This is a genomic window from Cyanobium gracile UHCC 0139 (genome assembly GCF_034931325.1).
Taxonomy (GTDB): domain Bacteria; phylum Cyanobacteriota; class Cyanobacteriia; order PCC-6307; family Cyanobiaceae; genus Cyanobium; species Cyanobium gracile_B.
Genome location: NZ_JAYGHX010000006.1, coordinates 173,105 through 186,631 on the forward strand (window position 1 = coordinate 173,105; position 13,527 = coordinate 186,631).

Sequence of the window (13,527 nt, forward strand, 5' to 3'; positions counted from 1 at the left end):
GCTGAGCCCCGTTCTCAACCACGACGACCAAGGCAAGCGATCCGGCAGCTCAGGATCTGCCGAACAAGCTGAGCCGCGAGGACGTTCTCCCTGGCCGAAAGGCTCACCCCACCAGCACTTCCCGCAGGAACCGATCGCTCCAGTCCACCGCCGTCGCCCAGTTCTCCGCCTCGCTGAGGCCCGAACTGCGTGTGGGCTTGAAGCTGTGATCCCCACTGGGGATCCAGCCCAGCTGCACAGCCGGCGAGAGGCTGTACGTATCCACCTCCTCCCGCCGCCCGAACGTGTCCCGCTCCCCCTGCAGGATCAGGGTGGGCGTGCGCAGGGCGGCCAGGTGCTCGGTGCGCAGCTGCAGCGGCTTGCCGGGCGGATGGAAGGGATAGCCCAGGCACAGGCAGCCCCGCACCCCGTCGCTGGCGGCCAGTTCCTCCACCAGCAGGCTGGCCACCCGCCCGCCCATCGACTTGCCGCCGATGAACAGCGGCCGCTCCGGGCGCTCGCCTGTCTCCAGCCGCACCTGCTGGCGGAACGCCTCCTGCAGCACCGGCATCCGCTCGGGCCCCTGGCGGCGGCCCGTCTCGCGCATCCGGGCCATGTAGCCAAACTCGAAGCGCACCACCCGCCAGCCCGCCGCGGCCATTCCGCCGGCGATCGCCGCCATGAACGGGCTGTCCATCGGTGCCCCGGCCCCATGGGCCAGCAGCACGGTGGCCGGCGCGTCGTCGGGGCCGTCGATCAGGCGGGGGTCGGAGCTGGTGCCCATACAGTCAGACCATGACACGCCGGATCGGCCACACGCTGCGTCGCGCTGCACGGCTTGGGGCCAGTGGGGCCATCCTGCTGCTGGCGGCCGGATCGGCATGGGCCGATGGTCGCGGATCCAGCCCGGTGCTCCGCCTCGACGGGATCGGCCCGTTGCGTCTCGGCATGGGCCGAGCCGAAGCCGTCGCCACCGGCTGGCTCTCCGATCCGGGCCCCGGTTGTGAGCTCGGCGGGCCGCCGCTGCCTGTCGTCTACAAGCTCAAAGGGCCCAAGGCGCCGGCGGGAATCGTCGGCACGGCCCAGTTCGAACAGGGCACGTTGCGGGTCTTCGCCTTCTCGGCCGGTGTGCGGACGTCGTTCGGCGTCGCCATTCCCGGCGGCACCGTGGGCGACCTGCTCAAGCGCGCCCGCGCCGCCGGCCTCTCCGCCACCTCGGTCTACGACGAGACCTTCGCCGGGCGGTTCGTCACGGTGAATCAGAAAGACAAGCAGGTGCTTGGTGCGTTTGCCACGAAGAGCGCGATCGAAACGATCGCGGTGCCCTACGTGCCTGTCTGCGAGTAACGCCCGCGACCCCCCCTGGCACCAGAATCCGAGAGCCTTCCTTCCAACCATGGGCGCGATCCTGCTCACCGTTGTCACCGTGCTTCTGGGCTACGGCCTGGGCAAGGGCGTGCCCCGTCTGGTGCAGGGCTCGGGCCGCCTGGCGCGCCGCTCCCGCTTCAGCCAGCTGGCCTTCGGCTGCCTGCTGCTGGTCCCCTGGCTGGTGGGCATCGTTCTGCTGGTGCAGATCCCCCTGAACCTCGGGCTGCTGCTGCCGGCGATCGGCTATGCGGCGGGTATGGCCTGGGGCCGCCGCAAGGTGGGGTTGTAGCTGGGCGCAACAATCGGCCCTTAGCTCAAGCCCCCGGCAAAAGGCCATAACATCGTCCTATCCGTTCTTCCCTGCAGCGATGGCCATGCGTGCCGTGAGCGTCAGCGGCCTCAAGAACAATCCGTCTGAGGCCCTGCGCCAGGCCAAGACCGACATGGTCGTGGTGCTGAACCGCGACCATCCCGACGCGCTGCTGATGGGCCTCGACCAGCAAGGTCTCCTGCAGGCGCCGGGAGTGAGGCCAGCCCTGGCCACGGCCCTCTTCCGCGAAGGCGAGCTCTCCCTGGCCAGGGCCGCCCGCGTGGCCGACATGGACACCGCCACCTTCATCGTCCATCTCTCGCGACTCGGCATCGCGGCGATCCGTCTGACGGAAGCCGAAACCCGCGCAGATCTCGACACCCTGGAGCAGTGGCTGCAATCGTCATCAGCGACGCCAGCCCCCTGATCGGCTTGGCCCAGGTCAACGGGATCGGCTGGTTGCGGGAGCTGTTCGGAACCGTGCTGCTCCCCGCCACCGTGGCCGATGAGGTGCTCACCGGCAGATTCACCGCCCAGGAGGCGCTGATCACCGCTGCGATCAAGGCCGGCTGGCTGACGATCACGCCGGACCCCCAGCAGGGTCCGGAGTTGCCCGACCTTGACGAAGGCGAAGCGGCCAGCATCCGCCTGGCCCTCTCCAGGCCAGGACCGGTGCTGCTGTTGATCGACGAACGGGCCGGCCGGGCGGTGGCCCAGGAACTTGGCCTGAAGGTTGCGGGCACCGCTGCAGTGATTGGCATGGCCCGTCTGCGGGGCCTGATCCCTTCAGCCCGGGCCGTGTTTGGAGAACTGCATCGCAGCGATTTCCGCATTGCTCCGGCCGTGATCACCACCGTTCTGAAGCGCTGTGGCGAGATCGACGACGACTACGCCAGCTGAACCCTCACCGCGGCAACTGCGATTCCAGCTCCCGTAGCCGCCCTTCGAGGGCCTCGATCCGCTCCAGGTAGGTGAGGGCCAGGGCCATCCCGGAGACGTTGAGGCCGAAGTCGTCGCGCAGGCGGGCGGCGCGGCGGGCCAGGCGCACCGTGTGGACGTGGAAGGTCCACACGGGCGCGTGCTGGGCGCAGCGGAACACCCCGAACTGCACCAGTTCGATCACCTCGTCGTGGACCAGCCCCGAGGCGGCCAGCAACTCCTCGAGGGCCACGGTGCACCCCTCGTCGTCGTCGGGGATCAGCAGGTCGTCAGCCATCGGTGGAAGGTCCTTCGAGGTGGTGGCGGGGGTGGAAGGCGGAGGCTTCGGCGAGGTCGCGGTACAGCGCCTGCTCCCGTTCGCCGATCTTTTCGGGCAGCACGATCTGAATCACACCGTAGAGATCGCCCGCCCCGTCGCGCCGGTGGGGCAGGCCCTTGCCGGCCAGGCGCAGCTTCTGGCCGCTGCGCATCCCCGGCTTCAGGCTCACCGCCACCGGCCCATCGAGGCTGGGCACCTTGATCTCGGCCCCCAGGGCCGCCTCCCAGGGGGCGATCGGCAGCTCCAGGTAGAGGTCGTGGCCCACGGCCTTGAAGCGGGGATGGGGCGCCAGCCGCACCTCCAGATAGAGATCGCCGGGGGCACCGCCGGCGATGCCGTCGCCGCCCTTGCCCGGCACCCGCAGCCGCTCCCCTTCCACCACGCCGCGGGGCACCCGGATCCGGCCGCTGCGGCTCTGCTTCTGGATGCGGCCATCGGCCCCCAGCACCGGCACGCTGAGCGAGAACGACACCTCCGTGCCGTGGGCGGCCTGCTCCAGGCTCAGCTCGGTGGCCACCTCCACGTCCTGGCCGCGGATCGGGAAGCCTGCCCCCTGTCGCCGGGGATCGCCGGCGCCGCCGCCACCACCGAAACCCATCTGCTCGAACAGGTCGGCCAGGTCCACCTCCTGCGGCCCTCCACCCCGCCAGAAGCGGCTGTCCCATTCCGGTGAGGGGGTGATGTCCTCGCCGGCTCGGTGGCGGCCGAGATCGTCGTAGGCCTGACGTTTCTCCGGATCGGAGAGGGTCTGGTAGGCCTCGCTGATCTCCTTGAACCGCTCCTCGGCGCCCTCCTCCTTGGCCACATCAGGGTGGTACTGGCGCGCCAGCTTGCGGTAGGCCTTCTTGATCTCCTCGGCGCTGGCGTCGCGCTCGATCCCCAAGCAGGCGTAGTAGTCCTTGAACTTCATCGCTGCGTCCCCACCCGGTTCCCGGGATCGATGGCCATCCTCCTACGCCCCTGCGGATCGCCCTGGCGGCGGAGCTGCTGATCGCGGCCTGGAAACCACTGGCGGCCGGTCCCTGAGGCGGCAACCCACGCCCTGACAAGCCCCGGCCTTCCCCTGGCCTGGGTGCAGAAAAAAGGGGGGCGAAGCCCCCCTTCTGCTCTTCAGCAGCCTTGCGGGGCGTGGATGGGCATCACTCCTTGATCTTTTCGATCTCGGCCAGGGCCCGTTTCAGCACATCGCCCTTGATCGGCACGTAGCCCAGCTCGGCGGCTGTGGATTGGGGTCCCTCCTGCAGGGCCCAGGTCAGGAACGTGCGCACGGCCTCCGCCTTCTCTTTCCCCTGTCCGCTCTGATAGGCCAGGATCCAGGTGAAGGCAACGATCGGGAAGCTGTCCGCACCGGCCGGGTTGCAGTCTTCCCCACCCAGTCGCTCATCAAGCGTGACGCCGTTCAAGGCGGCAGCACCGCTCTCACCATTGGCAAGCACGAAGTTGCCCGCTTTGTTCTGGAGCGCTGCGGGTTTGATGGTGCCTTGCACGTAGGCCTGGTTCAGGTAGCCAAGAGCCCCAGGGGTGTTGCTGATCACCCCGGCCACCCCTTCATTGCCCTTGCCACCCACGCCAACGGGCCATTGCACGGACTTGCCCTTGCCAACTTTCTCTTTCCACTCCGGGGAGAAGCAGGCAAGGGAGTTGGTGAACGCGTAGGTGGTGCCGGACCCGTCCGAGCGGTGGGCCACCGTGATGGGCCTGTCAGGACAGCCGAGCTGCTTCCAGTTGGTGATCTTGCCGAGGAAGATGTCGGCGAGCTGGGCCTGCGTGAGCTTCAGATCGGGACAGTCGGCATTGTTGTAGGCCGGGGTCACGGTGCCGCCGAGCATGGGGATCTGAACGGCGCCTCGCTGGCCAGCGGCACCCTTGTTGAAATCCTCATCGGAGAGCTGCTCGTCAGTCGCACCGAAATCAACCGACCCGGCCAGGAACTGGCGCACACCGGCGCCAGAACCCACCGATTGGTAATTCATCTTGTTACCGGTTTCCGAGGCATAATCACCGCCCCAGCGTTGGTAGGCCGCGGCCGGGAAGGTGGCTCCCGCGCCACTGATGGAGGGCAAGGATTTGGTGCCACCGCCACCACCACCGCAGGCTGTGGCCACCAGACCAATCAGGGCGATGGAGGCTGGTGCGGCAAGGCGAACAGACCTGCTGCACAGCGAGATCGAAAGCATTCGGCGATGCATGGGAGAGCCTCCTGACAGCTTCCACTCCTAGGCGATGTCCTGAAGATTGTCATTATGAAAACATTATGGTCCTGCTGGGAGACGACGCTGGGCAGCCCTGGTGTTCCCCTACTCGGCGACCTGTTCCTCTGCCTCCTCCTCCGCTTCCCGCGGCAGGGGCGGCAGGGGCGGGGGCGGCACCGGCAGCACCCCAAAGGCGGGGGGATTGGGGGCTGTTTCCGGGCCGATCAGGTCCACCGCGGTGCGTTGCATCACGAGCCGGAAGCGCAGGGGCGCCTGGTTTCGGTTGATGAACTCCTGCACAGCGGCGACCTGCTTGGGCGTGGGGAGTTCCGGATCAGTCACCCGCACCCGGGCCCGGATCAGCGGCGGGTTCTGCTGCCAGTCGATGCTGAGGCCCACCATGTCGATGGCGGGATCACCGCCGAGGGTGATCGTGCTGCTGCGCAGCCGCTGCTCGATGGCCGCCTCCAGCTGCTGGGCCTTGTTCTCTTGCCGGGTCTCGTTCACCAGGCGGAAGAAGCTGCTGCCCAGGGGAATCACCAGCAGGGCGGTGAGAGCCACGCTGGTGAGGCCGATCCGGCTGTTGAACAACCGGCGCCGGTACACCCTCTCGAGGGTCCCCAGGGCCGCCATCGCCCCCACCATGATCCCCAGCAGGTTGGTGGTGAACAGCAGCAGCGCCCCGTAGGCCTGGGACCAGTTGGCGGAGGCCAGCAGGATCCCCACCACACACATGGGTGGCACCAAGGCCACGGCGATCGCCAGGCCGGCCAGGGCCGAGATCGCATCCTTTCGGAGCTTGACGAACATCGCGACCGCCCCGGCCACCAGGGCCACCCCCAGATCCAGCAGGTTGGGGCTGGTGCGGTTCATCACCTCGCTGCCGAAGCTGGGGAACGCCACCAGATGGCCCACCGCCATCGCCAGCAGCACGCAGATCACCACCCCCACCAGCAGGGTGCGCAGGGCCCGCAGGAACATCGGCAGCTGCCCCCGCAGGATCTCGAAGGCCATCGCCTGCAGCGGCATGATCCAGGGAGCCACGACCATGGCGCCGATCACCACCGCGGGGCTGTTGGCCAGCAGGCCCAGGGTGGCGAGCAAGGTGGCGCCGACGGTGAGCACCACGAACACCAGGTTGAAGCTGGCGTCGTGCTCGAACTCCCGCTGAAGCCCGGCCAGCCTGTCGTCGGGCGGCGGGGCGGTGGTGGTGGTCATGGCCCGAGCGCCTTAGGACAGCTCACCAGACTGCTGTGTCGCCGCCTTACGTTCAAGCCCCTCCCGTGCCCGTCTCCGCCTCCATGGCCTGGCTGAAGCCCGCCGCCGCGAGCCTGGTGCTGGCGCTGGTCATGCCCCCGGCCCGCGCGGACAACTGGCCCTACCAGCAGCTGGTGGAGGCCTTCGAGCAGCGTGGCTTCCGCGTGCTCGGCAGCCATCCCCGCTGCGCCGAGCGCGGTCTCTACGGGCTTTATCTGCGTGAGAGCCGGCGGATCGTGGTCTGCCCCCGGGGCAACCTGAACGACACCCTGCTGCACGAGGGCTGGCACGCGGTCCAGTCCCGCTGTCTGCGGGGACGGTCCCATCTGGGCGAGGAGGAGCTGCGCCGGGGCCTGAGCCGGCGCGACCAGCGTGACCTTGCCCGGCTCTACGGCGACGGCCGCTGGCAGCGGGAAGCGGAAGCCCGGGTCATGGCCCGCCGGGATGCCGTGTCCTATTTCCGCCTCATGGACGAGCTTTGCGCTGCACCTGTTCCCCCACCAGCTCCGGCTCCGCCGCAGGGCGCGCCTCAGGGCCAGGCGCTGAAGCGCACCGGCTCATAACGGGCGATCGCCACACGCCAGCCCCGGATCGCCAGGGCGGCCAGCCCGGAATGGAAATCGGCGGTGGCACCGCCGCCGACCCAGCGCGCCTTCAGCCGCGGCAGCTGCTCCTGCAGGGCCTCCAGCGGCAGCTCCACCAGCACCAGGCTGCCGTCCCCGGCCGCCCGCCGCAGGGCGCCTTCCTCACTGCGCTGCCACAGGCGCAGCAGCAGTTCCAGCACCAGGGTGCGGCCGTCGTCGCCGGGTTCCGCCGCTTCGGCCGCCGCCGCGGCCAACGACTTGCCGTTCAGGGGCAGGGCCCGCTTCCCCTCCTGCTCCAGCAGGGCCAGCACCACCAGATACGGAGCCTCCGCCATGACCATCGCCCGCACACAGCCCCCAGCCTGCCTGAACCGACAACTCCCAGCCAATTGGTGTAAAAGTTGTCAAGAGCGTTCCGAAACCATGGTTCAGAGCAACGTCACGGTGGTGGTCGTACCTCGCGAACGATTCGGTTACGCACTGAGATCACTGGATTCGATCGTTGAGAACACGGACGTTCCATTCGAGCTGATTTACATCGATGGCAACTCTCCCCCCGACCTGGGCAGGGCACTTCAGGCTCAAGCCGAAGAAAGGAATTTCCAGCTGATTCGCACCGAGCACTATCTCTCACCAAACACCGCCCGCAACCTGGCACTTCCCTTCGTCAAGACAAAGTATCTTGTCTTCGTTGATAACGATGTCATCGTCAGCCGCGGCTGGCTACAGGCGCTGGTCGCCTGCGCTGACCAGCACGGCTGCACCGCTGTCTGCCCGCTGACGTTCGAAGACGAAGCCTTCAGCGTCGTTCATCATGCTGGTGGTGAGCTCGTCTGGAAGTCGATGGAGCAGGGCCGCCGCTGGCTGACCGAGCGGCGCCCCTGGAACCATCTGCCCCTGGCCAAGGTGAACAAGCCCCTGGTGGCGGGTCCCACCGAACTGAATGAGTTCCACTGTGTTCTGGTTCGGGCCGATTTCTTCGCCCAGAACGGCCCCCTCGACGAGAAGTTGCTGAGCATGGCCGAAGAGACGGATTTTTCGATCACCGTCTCCAGCACCGGAGGTTCCATGTTTTTTGAGCCAGCCAGCCGGGTGAGTTACATCCCCCCTTCCCCCGAGCAGTTGCTTCCCTCCGACCTGGCGTTCTTCCAGCTGCGCTGGTCCAGTGACTGGGTCAGAAAGAGCGTCGAGCACATGGCGGCCAAGCACAATCTGGACCCTTCTTCGCCTGTGGTCACGCATTGGCCGCGCTTCGTGTTCCAGCACCGCCATGCCTGTGTCACGGGATCCAGAACGATGCCGCCGCTCAATATTCTGTTCGGCGATTACGGCACCACCCTCAACAAGCGGGAGAAGTTCGAACAATTGCTCCGCCAGCTCTCACCTGATCCCGTCGACAACCGCTGAACACCGCCGCCCCATGTCCTGATGACAAGGGCAAGCAGTCCGGCGAGCATGGCGGTTCGTGGGCTCGCCCACGCCACTTGATCCGGATCCATGGACAGCGTCGACGGCAAGATCATCGTGGGCAGCGAGGAGTGGTGCAGCTTCCCGGACGCCGGGCTGCCGGCGATCAAGGCCCGGGTGGATTCCGGGGCGGCCACCTCCGCCCTGCACGCCACCAATATCGTTCCCTTCGAGCGCGACGGGCGCCCCTGGGTGAGCTTCGAGGTCCATCCCCTCCAGGGCGACCGGGCCGTGGTGGTGCGCCATGAGGCCCCCGTGGTGGCCCGGCGGGAGGTGCGCAACACCAGCGGTGTCTCGGAGAACCGCTACGTGATCCGGGAGCGCCTGGTGCTCGGTGAGCAGAGCTGGGAGGTGGAACTCACGCTCGCCAACCGTGATGCCATGGGCTACCGGATGCTGCTCGGCCGCCAGGCCATGGTGGGCCGGATCCTGGTGGACCCGGAGGGCAGCCACCACCTGCGCAGCCTCAGCGCCGAGGAGAGCCGGGCCCTCTATGCCCATGTCCGCAAGCGCGACGACGGCCTGCGGATCGTGCTGCTGGCCAGCAATCCCGACCTCTACAGCAACCGTCGCCTGATCGAGGCCGGCGAGGAACGGGGCCACCACATGCAGTTCCTCAACATCCGCCAGTGCTACATCCGCCTGGATCCCCGCAACCCGGAGGTCCATTACCGCGGTGGCGACGTGCTCGGCACCGTGGATGCCGTCATCCCCCGCATCCGCCCCAGCGTCACCTTCTATGGCTGCGCCGTGACCCGCCAGTTCGAGTCGATGGGGGTGCCGTCCCTCAACAGTGCCCAGGCGATCACCGCCTCCCGCGACAAGCTCTTCGCCTCGCAGGAATTCGTGCGCGCCGGGCTCAACACCCCCGTCACGGGGTTCGCCGATTCCCCGCTCGACACGGTGGATCTGATCCGCATGGTGGGTGGCGCCCCCCTGATCGTGAAGCTGCTGGAGGGTGCCCAGGGCAAGGGCGTGGTGCTGGCCGAAACCCAGAAGGCGGCCGAGAGCGTCATCAATGCCCTCCAGAGCCTCGACGCCAACCTGCTGGTTCAGGAGTTCATCAAGGAGGCCGGCGGAACGGACCTGCGCTGCTTCGTCGTTGGCGGCAAGGTGGTGGCCGCCATCGAACGTCGGGCCGCCGAAGGCGAATTCCGGGCCAACCTCCACCAGGGGGGAACGGCCCGGACGGTGCAGCTCGATGCGGCGGAGAAGCAGATGGCCGTCAAGGCCTGCAAGGCCCTGGGCCTGGATGTGGCCGGCGTCGACATCCTGCGTTCCCACCGCGGCCCCCTGCTGCTGGAGGTGAACTCCAGCCCGGGCCTCGAGGGGATCGAGACCGCCACCGGCCTGGATCTGGCCGGCAAGATGATCCGCAAGCTGGAACGCAAGCTCGGCTGGGGCCGGCCCCCGGCCGACGGCGCCATGGAGGCCCGGTCCCAGTCCCAGCCCCTGACCCCGGCCTGAGCGTGGCCCCATGACCACCCCCCCATGAGCAGCTCCCCCTCGGCCTACCTGGAGCTGGAGGCCGTCGAGGTCTGGCTGGGGCCCCGCCGCGTCTTCGAGGATTTCTCCCTGCGGCTGCACCGCGGTGAGCACACGGTGGTGCTGGGCCCCAACGGCTCCGGCAAGAGTTCGCTGGTGAAGCTGCTCAGCCGCGAGCTCTACCCCGTGGTGAAGCCCGGTTCCTGCCTGCGCCTCTTCGGCAGCACGACGGTGAACCTCTGGGAGCTGCGGGGCCGCATCGGCCTGGTGTCCCAGGATCTGCAGGCCGCCTACGGGGGCCGGGTGCCCGCCGCCGATGTGGTGCTCTCCGGTTTCTTCGGTTCGGTGGGCATCGGCCGCAGTCAGGTGGCCACCGGGGCCCAGCGGCGACGTGTGACGGCACTGATGGTGCAGCTGGGGCTGGCCGACCTGGCCGAGCGCCCCTATGGCCAGCTCTCCGAGGGCCAGCGCCGGCGCCTGCTGCTGGCCAGGGCCCTGGTGCACCGGCCCGAGGTGCTGGTGCTGGATGAACCCACCAACGGCCTCGATCTGAAGGCGAAACACCAGCTGCTGGCGATCCTGCGCGAGCTGGCCGGGTCCGGCACCACCCTGCTGCTGGTGACCCACCAGATCGAGGCGGTCCTGCCCGAGATCCGCCGTTGCGTGCTGCTGCGCGAGGGCCGGGTGGTGGGCGACGGCCCCACCGAGGCGCTGCTGCAGGACGCCCCCCTCAGCGCCCTGTTCGCCACCCCCCTGCGGGTGTGCGAGGCGAACGGCTACCGCCAGGTGCTGCCGGCGGGCTGAGCCGTCATCATGCGGGGCATGTGCCGCGGCTTCCGGGTGCCCCGTCCGATCCGTCTGCCCCGTCTGCCCTGCCAGCTCAGGCCGCTGCTGGCGTTCCTGATCGCCTGCCTGCTGCCGCTGATGGGTCTGTCCCCGGCGGGTTTCTCCGCCGGCCCGGAGACCGCACCCACTGCGATGGGCCGGAACACCTACGTGCCCCTGGAGAGCCAGCCGTTCCACGGCCAGCTGCTGGAGCTCAAGCAGCAATGGACCGATGCGCCCCTCAACCAGGTGGTGGGGGACAGCCCGCGGGCCACCCTGCTCAACTTCTACGTGGTGATGGCCCAGGTGAGCCGCGACATCGCCCGGATCGAGGCCGAGGCGGCCGCCACCCCCGGGCTGTTCTGGTCGAGAGCCGTGCGCAACGAACTGGCGCTGATCAACAGCTACTTCGAGGAGGCGGTGAAGGCCCTGGACGTGTCGGAGATTCCCCAGAGCATCCGGGCGGATTTCGCCGATGAATATGCCCTCAAGCTCAAGGTGATCCTCGATTACGTCTTCACCCACAGCCGCAAGCCGTTCGAGATTCCTGATGCGGCCGGGATGAAGGCCCTGAACGAGTCACGGGTGAACCCCAGTGCCAGCTGGACCATCCCCGGCACCTCCATCACCCTGACGGATGACGGGCCGGAGGATGGGCGTGATCGCGGCTACCGGTTCTCCGCCTTCACGGTGGCCCAGATCCCCGGCCTCTACGAGGAGATCAAGCATCAGCGATCCCCCGCCGCGGGCCCCTCCAGCCTGCTGACGCCGGCGATCTACGACACCTTCAGCCTCAGGCCCGGCCATATCCTGCCGCCCAAGTGGTACCTGGCCATTCCCGAGGGGTTGCGCCGCAATGTGCTGGAGGCCCATCTCTGGGACCAGACCCTGTTCCAGATCGTGCTGGGGCTGCTGGTGATGGCGGTGTTCGCCTTCGTTCAATTCCGGCTGGTGCTGGCCCTGCTGGGCACTTATCGGATGACCGAGGGCTCCGCCAGGGGAAACCTCACCCCCGCGGCGATCTGGCGGCTCGACAACATCGCCTGGCACCGGGTGCTCCTGGCGGGCGTTGCCCTGCCCGTCACCCGGCTGGTGGAACTGCTGCTTGATCACTACGTCAACGTCACCGGCCTGCCGCTGCAGGTGCTGATGTACCTGCTCTACACGCTCTACTTCTGCTGGGCCGGGTTGTTCAGCTTCTTTCTGATGGAGGCCCTCGGCCGCAGCCTGGCGGAGTGGATCACGATCCTGCGTGGCCGGCGCAACGCCCTGCAGCTGAGCCGGGTCAGCAATCTGGTGATGCCCGTCTGCCGAGTGCTGGGCGCCGTCATCGGCATCTCCCTGATGTACCGGCTGCTGATCCTGCTGGGCTTGCCGGCCTCCACCGTGCTGGCCTTTTCCGCCGTGCCCGGCCTGGCCATCGGCCTCGGTGCCTCGAAGCTGCTGGGCAACCTGTTCGCCGGTCTGTCGATCCAGACCGACCGTCCGCTGCGGGTGGGGGAGTTCTGCCGCATCGGCAGCAACCTCGGCTATGTCACCAAGATCGGCCTGCGGTCCCTGGAGCTGCAGACCCACGAGAGCCGCATCACCATCCCCAATTCGGTCGTCGATGAGGAGACGATCGTCAACTACTCCCTGCGCGCGGGTCAGGCACCGGATGTGGTGCTGCATGTCTTCGAGCTGCACCTGCCCCTGCCGGTCGAGCTCACCCCCGACCAGCTGGACGACCTGGTGCATTACGGCCGCCTGTACCTCACCGATCTGCCGGGCTTGTCCGCCGCCCAGGTGTTCCTCGACCAGGCGACGGACGATGGAGAGCTGCTGCTGCGCTGCTGCGGGCAGATCCACGCCCCCAACTGGACCGATTACCTCACCCTGCGGGAAGCGGTCCTGCTGCGATTGCGGCAGATCCTCGATCAGGTCATCCGCTCCCGCATGGTGATCGGCGTGGCCTACGACACGAGCCCGGAGCAGCTGCAGCGCATCCCGGACCTGATCGCTTCGCTGTTCGAGCACGAACCCCTTGCGGCCTTCCGGGCCTGTCGCCTGATGGCCATCAGCGACTTCAGCTACGACTTCACCTACGACTACCGCTCCTCCCAGCCCACCTATCCGGCGTTCAAGGATGAGGTGGCCCGCCTCAACCGGGCCCTGCTGGCCCTGTTCGCCGCCGAAGGGATCCAGATCCCCTACCCCACCCAGGCGGAGATCCAGCTCGATGGCTGAGCTGTCGCTCCAGACCCTGGCGGGCTGCGGCCTGGCGATCGGGGCCTATCCCCGCTTCCGCTACGACGCCCGCGGCGGTGGCGGGGTGGGCGCGTCCGCTGCGGCGGATCCCGCAGGCACCGGCATCGGCACCGGCACCCTCCACTTTGCTCCCGACGGCCTGAGCATCCCGCCGCTTGACTGGCGCACCACCCGCTTCCTCGGTCTGCCGTTGCCCCCCGGCCTGGGGATCACGATCCACCCCGAGCGACTCGAGGGTCGCCTCGACGGCGCCACCGGGGCGATGGCGCTGGAGTTCGCCGCCCGCTTCCGCTTCGCCATCGGCAGCCTCTACCGCGCCCCCGACCTGATCGTCGTCACCACGCTCGGCACCGGCCCGGTGCAGGGCCGCCGCCACACGGCGAGCGGCGAGCCCCTCGACGGTGACGGCCGGGCGCTGCTGGTGGGCGTGGCCACCATCGCCCCCAGCGGTGACCCCTGGCTGGACCGCTTCCTGGGCTTGCCCGATGAGGCCCTGGCCCTGCTGCGCTGCCGCCTGGTGGCCGAGGCGCCGGAAGCCCAGGACTTACCTTGACC

Annotated in this window: 16 protein-coding genes and 1 pseudogene; 11 read left to right on the forward strand and 6 right to left on the reverse strand. The window is 68.3% G+C overall.

The window, feature by feature from the left end:
* Nucleotides 1-103: 103 nt before the first annotated feature.
* Complete coding sequence (locus VB738_RS11350) at nt 104-763, reverse strand: alpha/beta family hydrolase (RefSeq protein ID WP_323305835.1); 660 nt, start codon at nt 761-763, stop codon at nt 104-106.
* 11 nt (nt 764-774) lie between these two features.
* Here VB738_RS11350 and VB738_RS11355 point away from each other — a divergent pair, with 11 nt between their 5' ends.
* The 4 genes from VB738_RS11355 to VB738_RS11370 all read left to right on the forward strand — a co-directional run bounded on the left by VB738_RS11355 (nt 775) and on the right by VB738_RS11370 (nt 2,557).
* On the forward strand, nt 775-1,326 hold the full coding sequence (locus VB738_RS11355; RefSeq protein WP_323305836.1) for a hypothetical protein: 552 nt from the start codon (nt 775-777) through the stop codon (nt 1,324-1,326).
* A 49-nt stretch (nt 1,327-1,375) separates the two neighbouring features.
* The gene (locus tag VB738_RS11360) at nt 1,376-1,636 is read left to right on the forward strand and encodes a hypothetical protein (protein WP_323305837.1); all 261 of its coding nucleotides are present in this window, start codon (nt 1,376-1,378) and stop codon (nt 1,634-1,636) included.
* Nucleotides 1,637-1,715: 79 nt separating this feature from the next.
* Entirely contained in the window at nt 1,716-2,084 is a 369-nt protein-coding gene (locus VB738_RS11365; RefSeq protein ID WP_254958271.1) for a UPF0175 family protein, read from the forward strand.
* Between the two features lie 5 nt (nt 2,085-2,089).
* Nucleotides 2,090-2,557 (forward strand): DUF3368 domain-containing protein, encoded by a 468-nt coding sequence (locus VB738_RS11370; RefSeq protein WP_323305838.1) that lies wholly within the window; start codon nt 2,090-2,092, stop codon nt 2,555-2,557.
* Nucleotides 2,558-2,561: 4 nt separating this feature from the next.
* Here the strand turns inward: VB738_RS11370 and VB738_RS11375 are convergent, their stop codons facing one another.
* The 4 genes from VB738_RS11375 to VB738_RS11390 all read right to left on the reverse strand — a co-directional run bounded on the left by VB738_RS11375 (nt 2,562) and on the right by VB738_RS11390 (nt 6,325).
* Nucleotides 2,562-2,873 carry a chaperone modulator CbpM gene (locus VB738_RS11375; RefSeq protein WP_323305839.1) on the reverse strand — a complete coding sequence of 104 codons (312 nt, stop codon included), beginning with the start codon at nt 2,871-2,873 and terminating at the stop codon, nt 2,562-2,564.
* On the reverse strand, nt 2,866-3,825 hold the full coding sequence (locus tag VB738_RS11380) for a DnaJ C-terminal domain-containing protein (RefSeq protein WP_323305840.1): 960 nt from the start codon (nt 3,823-3,825) through the stop codon (nt 2,866-2,868). The genes VB738_RS11375 and VB738_RS11380 overlap by 8 nt, the downstream gene beginning before the upstream one ends.
* A 229-nt stretch (nt 3,826-4,054) precedes the next feature.
* Nucleotides 4,055-5,092: a phosphate ABC transporter substrate-binding protein PstS gene (pstS, locus tag VB738_RS11385; protein WP_323305841.1), complete on the reverse strand. Its 1,038-nt coding sequence runs from the start codon at nt 5,090-5,092 to the stop codon at nt 4,055-4,057.
* 120 nt (nt 5,093-5,212) lie between these two features.
* Nucleotides 5,213-6,325 (reverse strand): DUF389 domain-containing protein, encoded by a 1,113-nt coding sequence (locus VB738_RS11390; protein WP_323305842.1) that lies wholly within the window; start codon nt 6,323-6,325, stop codon nt 5,213-5,215.
* 83 nt (nt 6,326-6,408) lie between these two features.
* Between VB738_RS11390 and VB738_RS11395 the strand changes: the two genes are divergently transcribed.
* Nucleotides 6,409-6,927 (forward strand): hypothetical protein, encoded by a 519-nt coding sequence (locus VB738_RS11395; protein WP_323305843.1) that lies wholly within the window; start codon nt 6,409-6,411, stop codon nt 6,925-6,927.
* On the opposite strand, the gene VB738_RS11400 is transcribed toward VB738_RS11395, so the two are convergent.
* Nucleotides 6,894-7,283, reverse strand: coding sequence for a hypothetical protein (locus VB738_RS11400; protein ID WP_323305844.1), 390 nt, complete (start codon nt 7,281-7,283; stop codon nt 6,894-6,896). The genes VB738_RS11395 and VB738_RS11400 overlap by 34 nt on opposite strands.
* Here VB738_RS11400 and VB738_RS11405 point away from each other — a divergent pair.
* From VB738_RS11405 to VB738_RS11425, 6 genes and pseudogenes are all read left to right on the forward strand, one after another.
* Entirely contained in the window at nt 7,282-8,355 is a 1,074-nt protein-coding gene (locus VB738_RS11405; protein ID WP_323305845.1) for a glycosyltransferase family 2 protein, read from the forward strand. The genes VB738_RS11400 and VB738_RS11405 overlap by 2 nt on opposite strands.
* Nucleotides 8,356-8,445: 90 nt before the next feature.
* Nucleotides 8,446-8,847 (forward strand): annotated as a pseudogene (locus VB738_RS16470) (ATP-dependent zinc protease); the annotation flags it as partial.
* A gap of 90 nt (nt 8,848-8,937) precedes the next feature.
* Entirely contained in the window at nt 8,938-9,882 is a 945-nt protein-coding gene (rimK, locus tag VB738_RS11410; RefSeq protein WP_416233179.1) for a 30S ribosomal protein S6--L-glutamate ligase, read from the forward strand.
* Between the two features lie 24 nt (nt 9,883-9,906).
* Nucleotides 9,907-10,704, forward strand: coding sequence for an ABC transporter ATP-binding protein (locus tag VB738_RS11415; protein ID WP_323305847.1), 798 nt, complete (start codon nt 9,907-9,909; stop codon nt 10,702-10,704).
* Nucleotides 10,705-10,740: 36 nt separating this feature from the next.
* Nucleotides 10,741-12,951: a mechanosensitive ion channel family protein gene (locus VB738_RS11420; protein WP_323305848.1), complete on the forward strand. Its 2,211-nt coding sequence runs from the start codon at nt 10,741-10,743 to the stop codon at nt 12,949-12,951.
* Nucleotides 12,944-13,525 carry a hypothetical protein gene (locus VB738_RS11425; RefSeq protein ID WP_323305849.1) on the forward strand — a complete coding sequence of 194 codons (582 nt, stop codon included), beginning with the start codon at nt 12,944-12,946 and terminating at the stop codon, nt 13,523-13,525. Before VB738_RS11420 ends, VB738_RS11425 begins: the two co-directional genes overlap by 8 nt.
* Nucleotides 13,526-13,527 lie beyond the last annotated feature (2 nt).

Bases quoted from the DNA above. Each gene is read 5' to 3' on its own strand.
- VB738_RS11355 (WP_323305836.1), top strand. From the start codon at position 775: ATGACACGCCGGATCGGCCACACGCTGCGTCGCGCTGCACGGCTTGGG.
- VB738_RS11405 (WP_323305845.1), top strand. From the start codon at position 7,282: ATGACCATCGCCCGCACACAGCCCCCAGCCTGCCTGAACCGACAACTC.
- VB738_RS11365 (WP_254958271.1), top strand. From the start codon at position 1,716: ATGGCCATGCGTGCCGTGAGCGTCAGCGGCCTCAAGAACAATCCGTCT.
- VB738_RS11415 (WP_323305847.1), top strand. From the start codon at position 9,907: ATGAGCAGCTCCCCCTCGGCCTACCTGGAGCTGGAGGCCGTCGAGGTC.
- VB738_RS11360 (WP_323305837.1), top strand. From the start codon at position 1,376: ATGGGCGCGATCCTGCTCACCGTTGTCACCGTGCTTCTGGGCTACGGC.
- VB738_RS11425 (WP_323305849.1), top strand. From the start codon at position 12,944: ATGGCTGAGCTGTCGCTCCAGACCCTGGCGGGCTGCGGCCTGGCGATC.
- pstS (WP_323305841.1), bottom strand. From the start codon at position 5,092: ATGCTTTCGATCTCGCTGTGCAGCAGGTCTGTTCGCCTTGCCGCACCA.
- VB738_RS11400 (WP_323305844.1), bottom strand. From the start codon at position 7,283: ATGGCGGAGGCTCCGTATCTGGTGGTGCTGGCCCTGCTGGAGCAGGAG.
- VB738_RS11395 (WP_323305843.1), top strand. From the start codon at position 6,409: ATGGCCTGGCTGAAGCCCGCCGCCGCGAGCCTGGTGCTGGCGCTGGTC.
- VB738_RS11390 (WP_323305842.1), bottom strand. From the start codon at position 6,325: ATGACCACCACCACCGCCCCGCCGCCCGACGACAGGCTGGCCGGGCTT.
- VB738_RS11350 (WP_323305835.1), bottom strand. From the start codon at position 763: ATGGGCACCAGCTCCGACCCCCGCCTGATCGACGGCCCCGACGACGCG.
- VB738_RS11375 (WP_323305839.1), bottom strand. From the start codon at position 2,873: ATGGCTGACGACCTGCTGATCCCCGACGACGACGAGGGGTGCACCGTG.
- VB738_RS11380 (WP_323305840.1), bottom strand. From the start codon at position 3,825: ATGAAGTTCAAGGACTACTACGCCTGCTTGGGGATCGAGCGCGACGCC.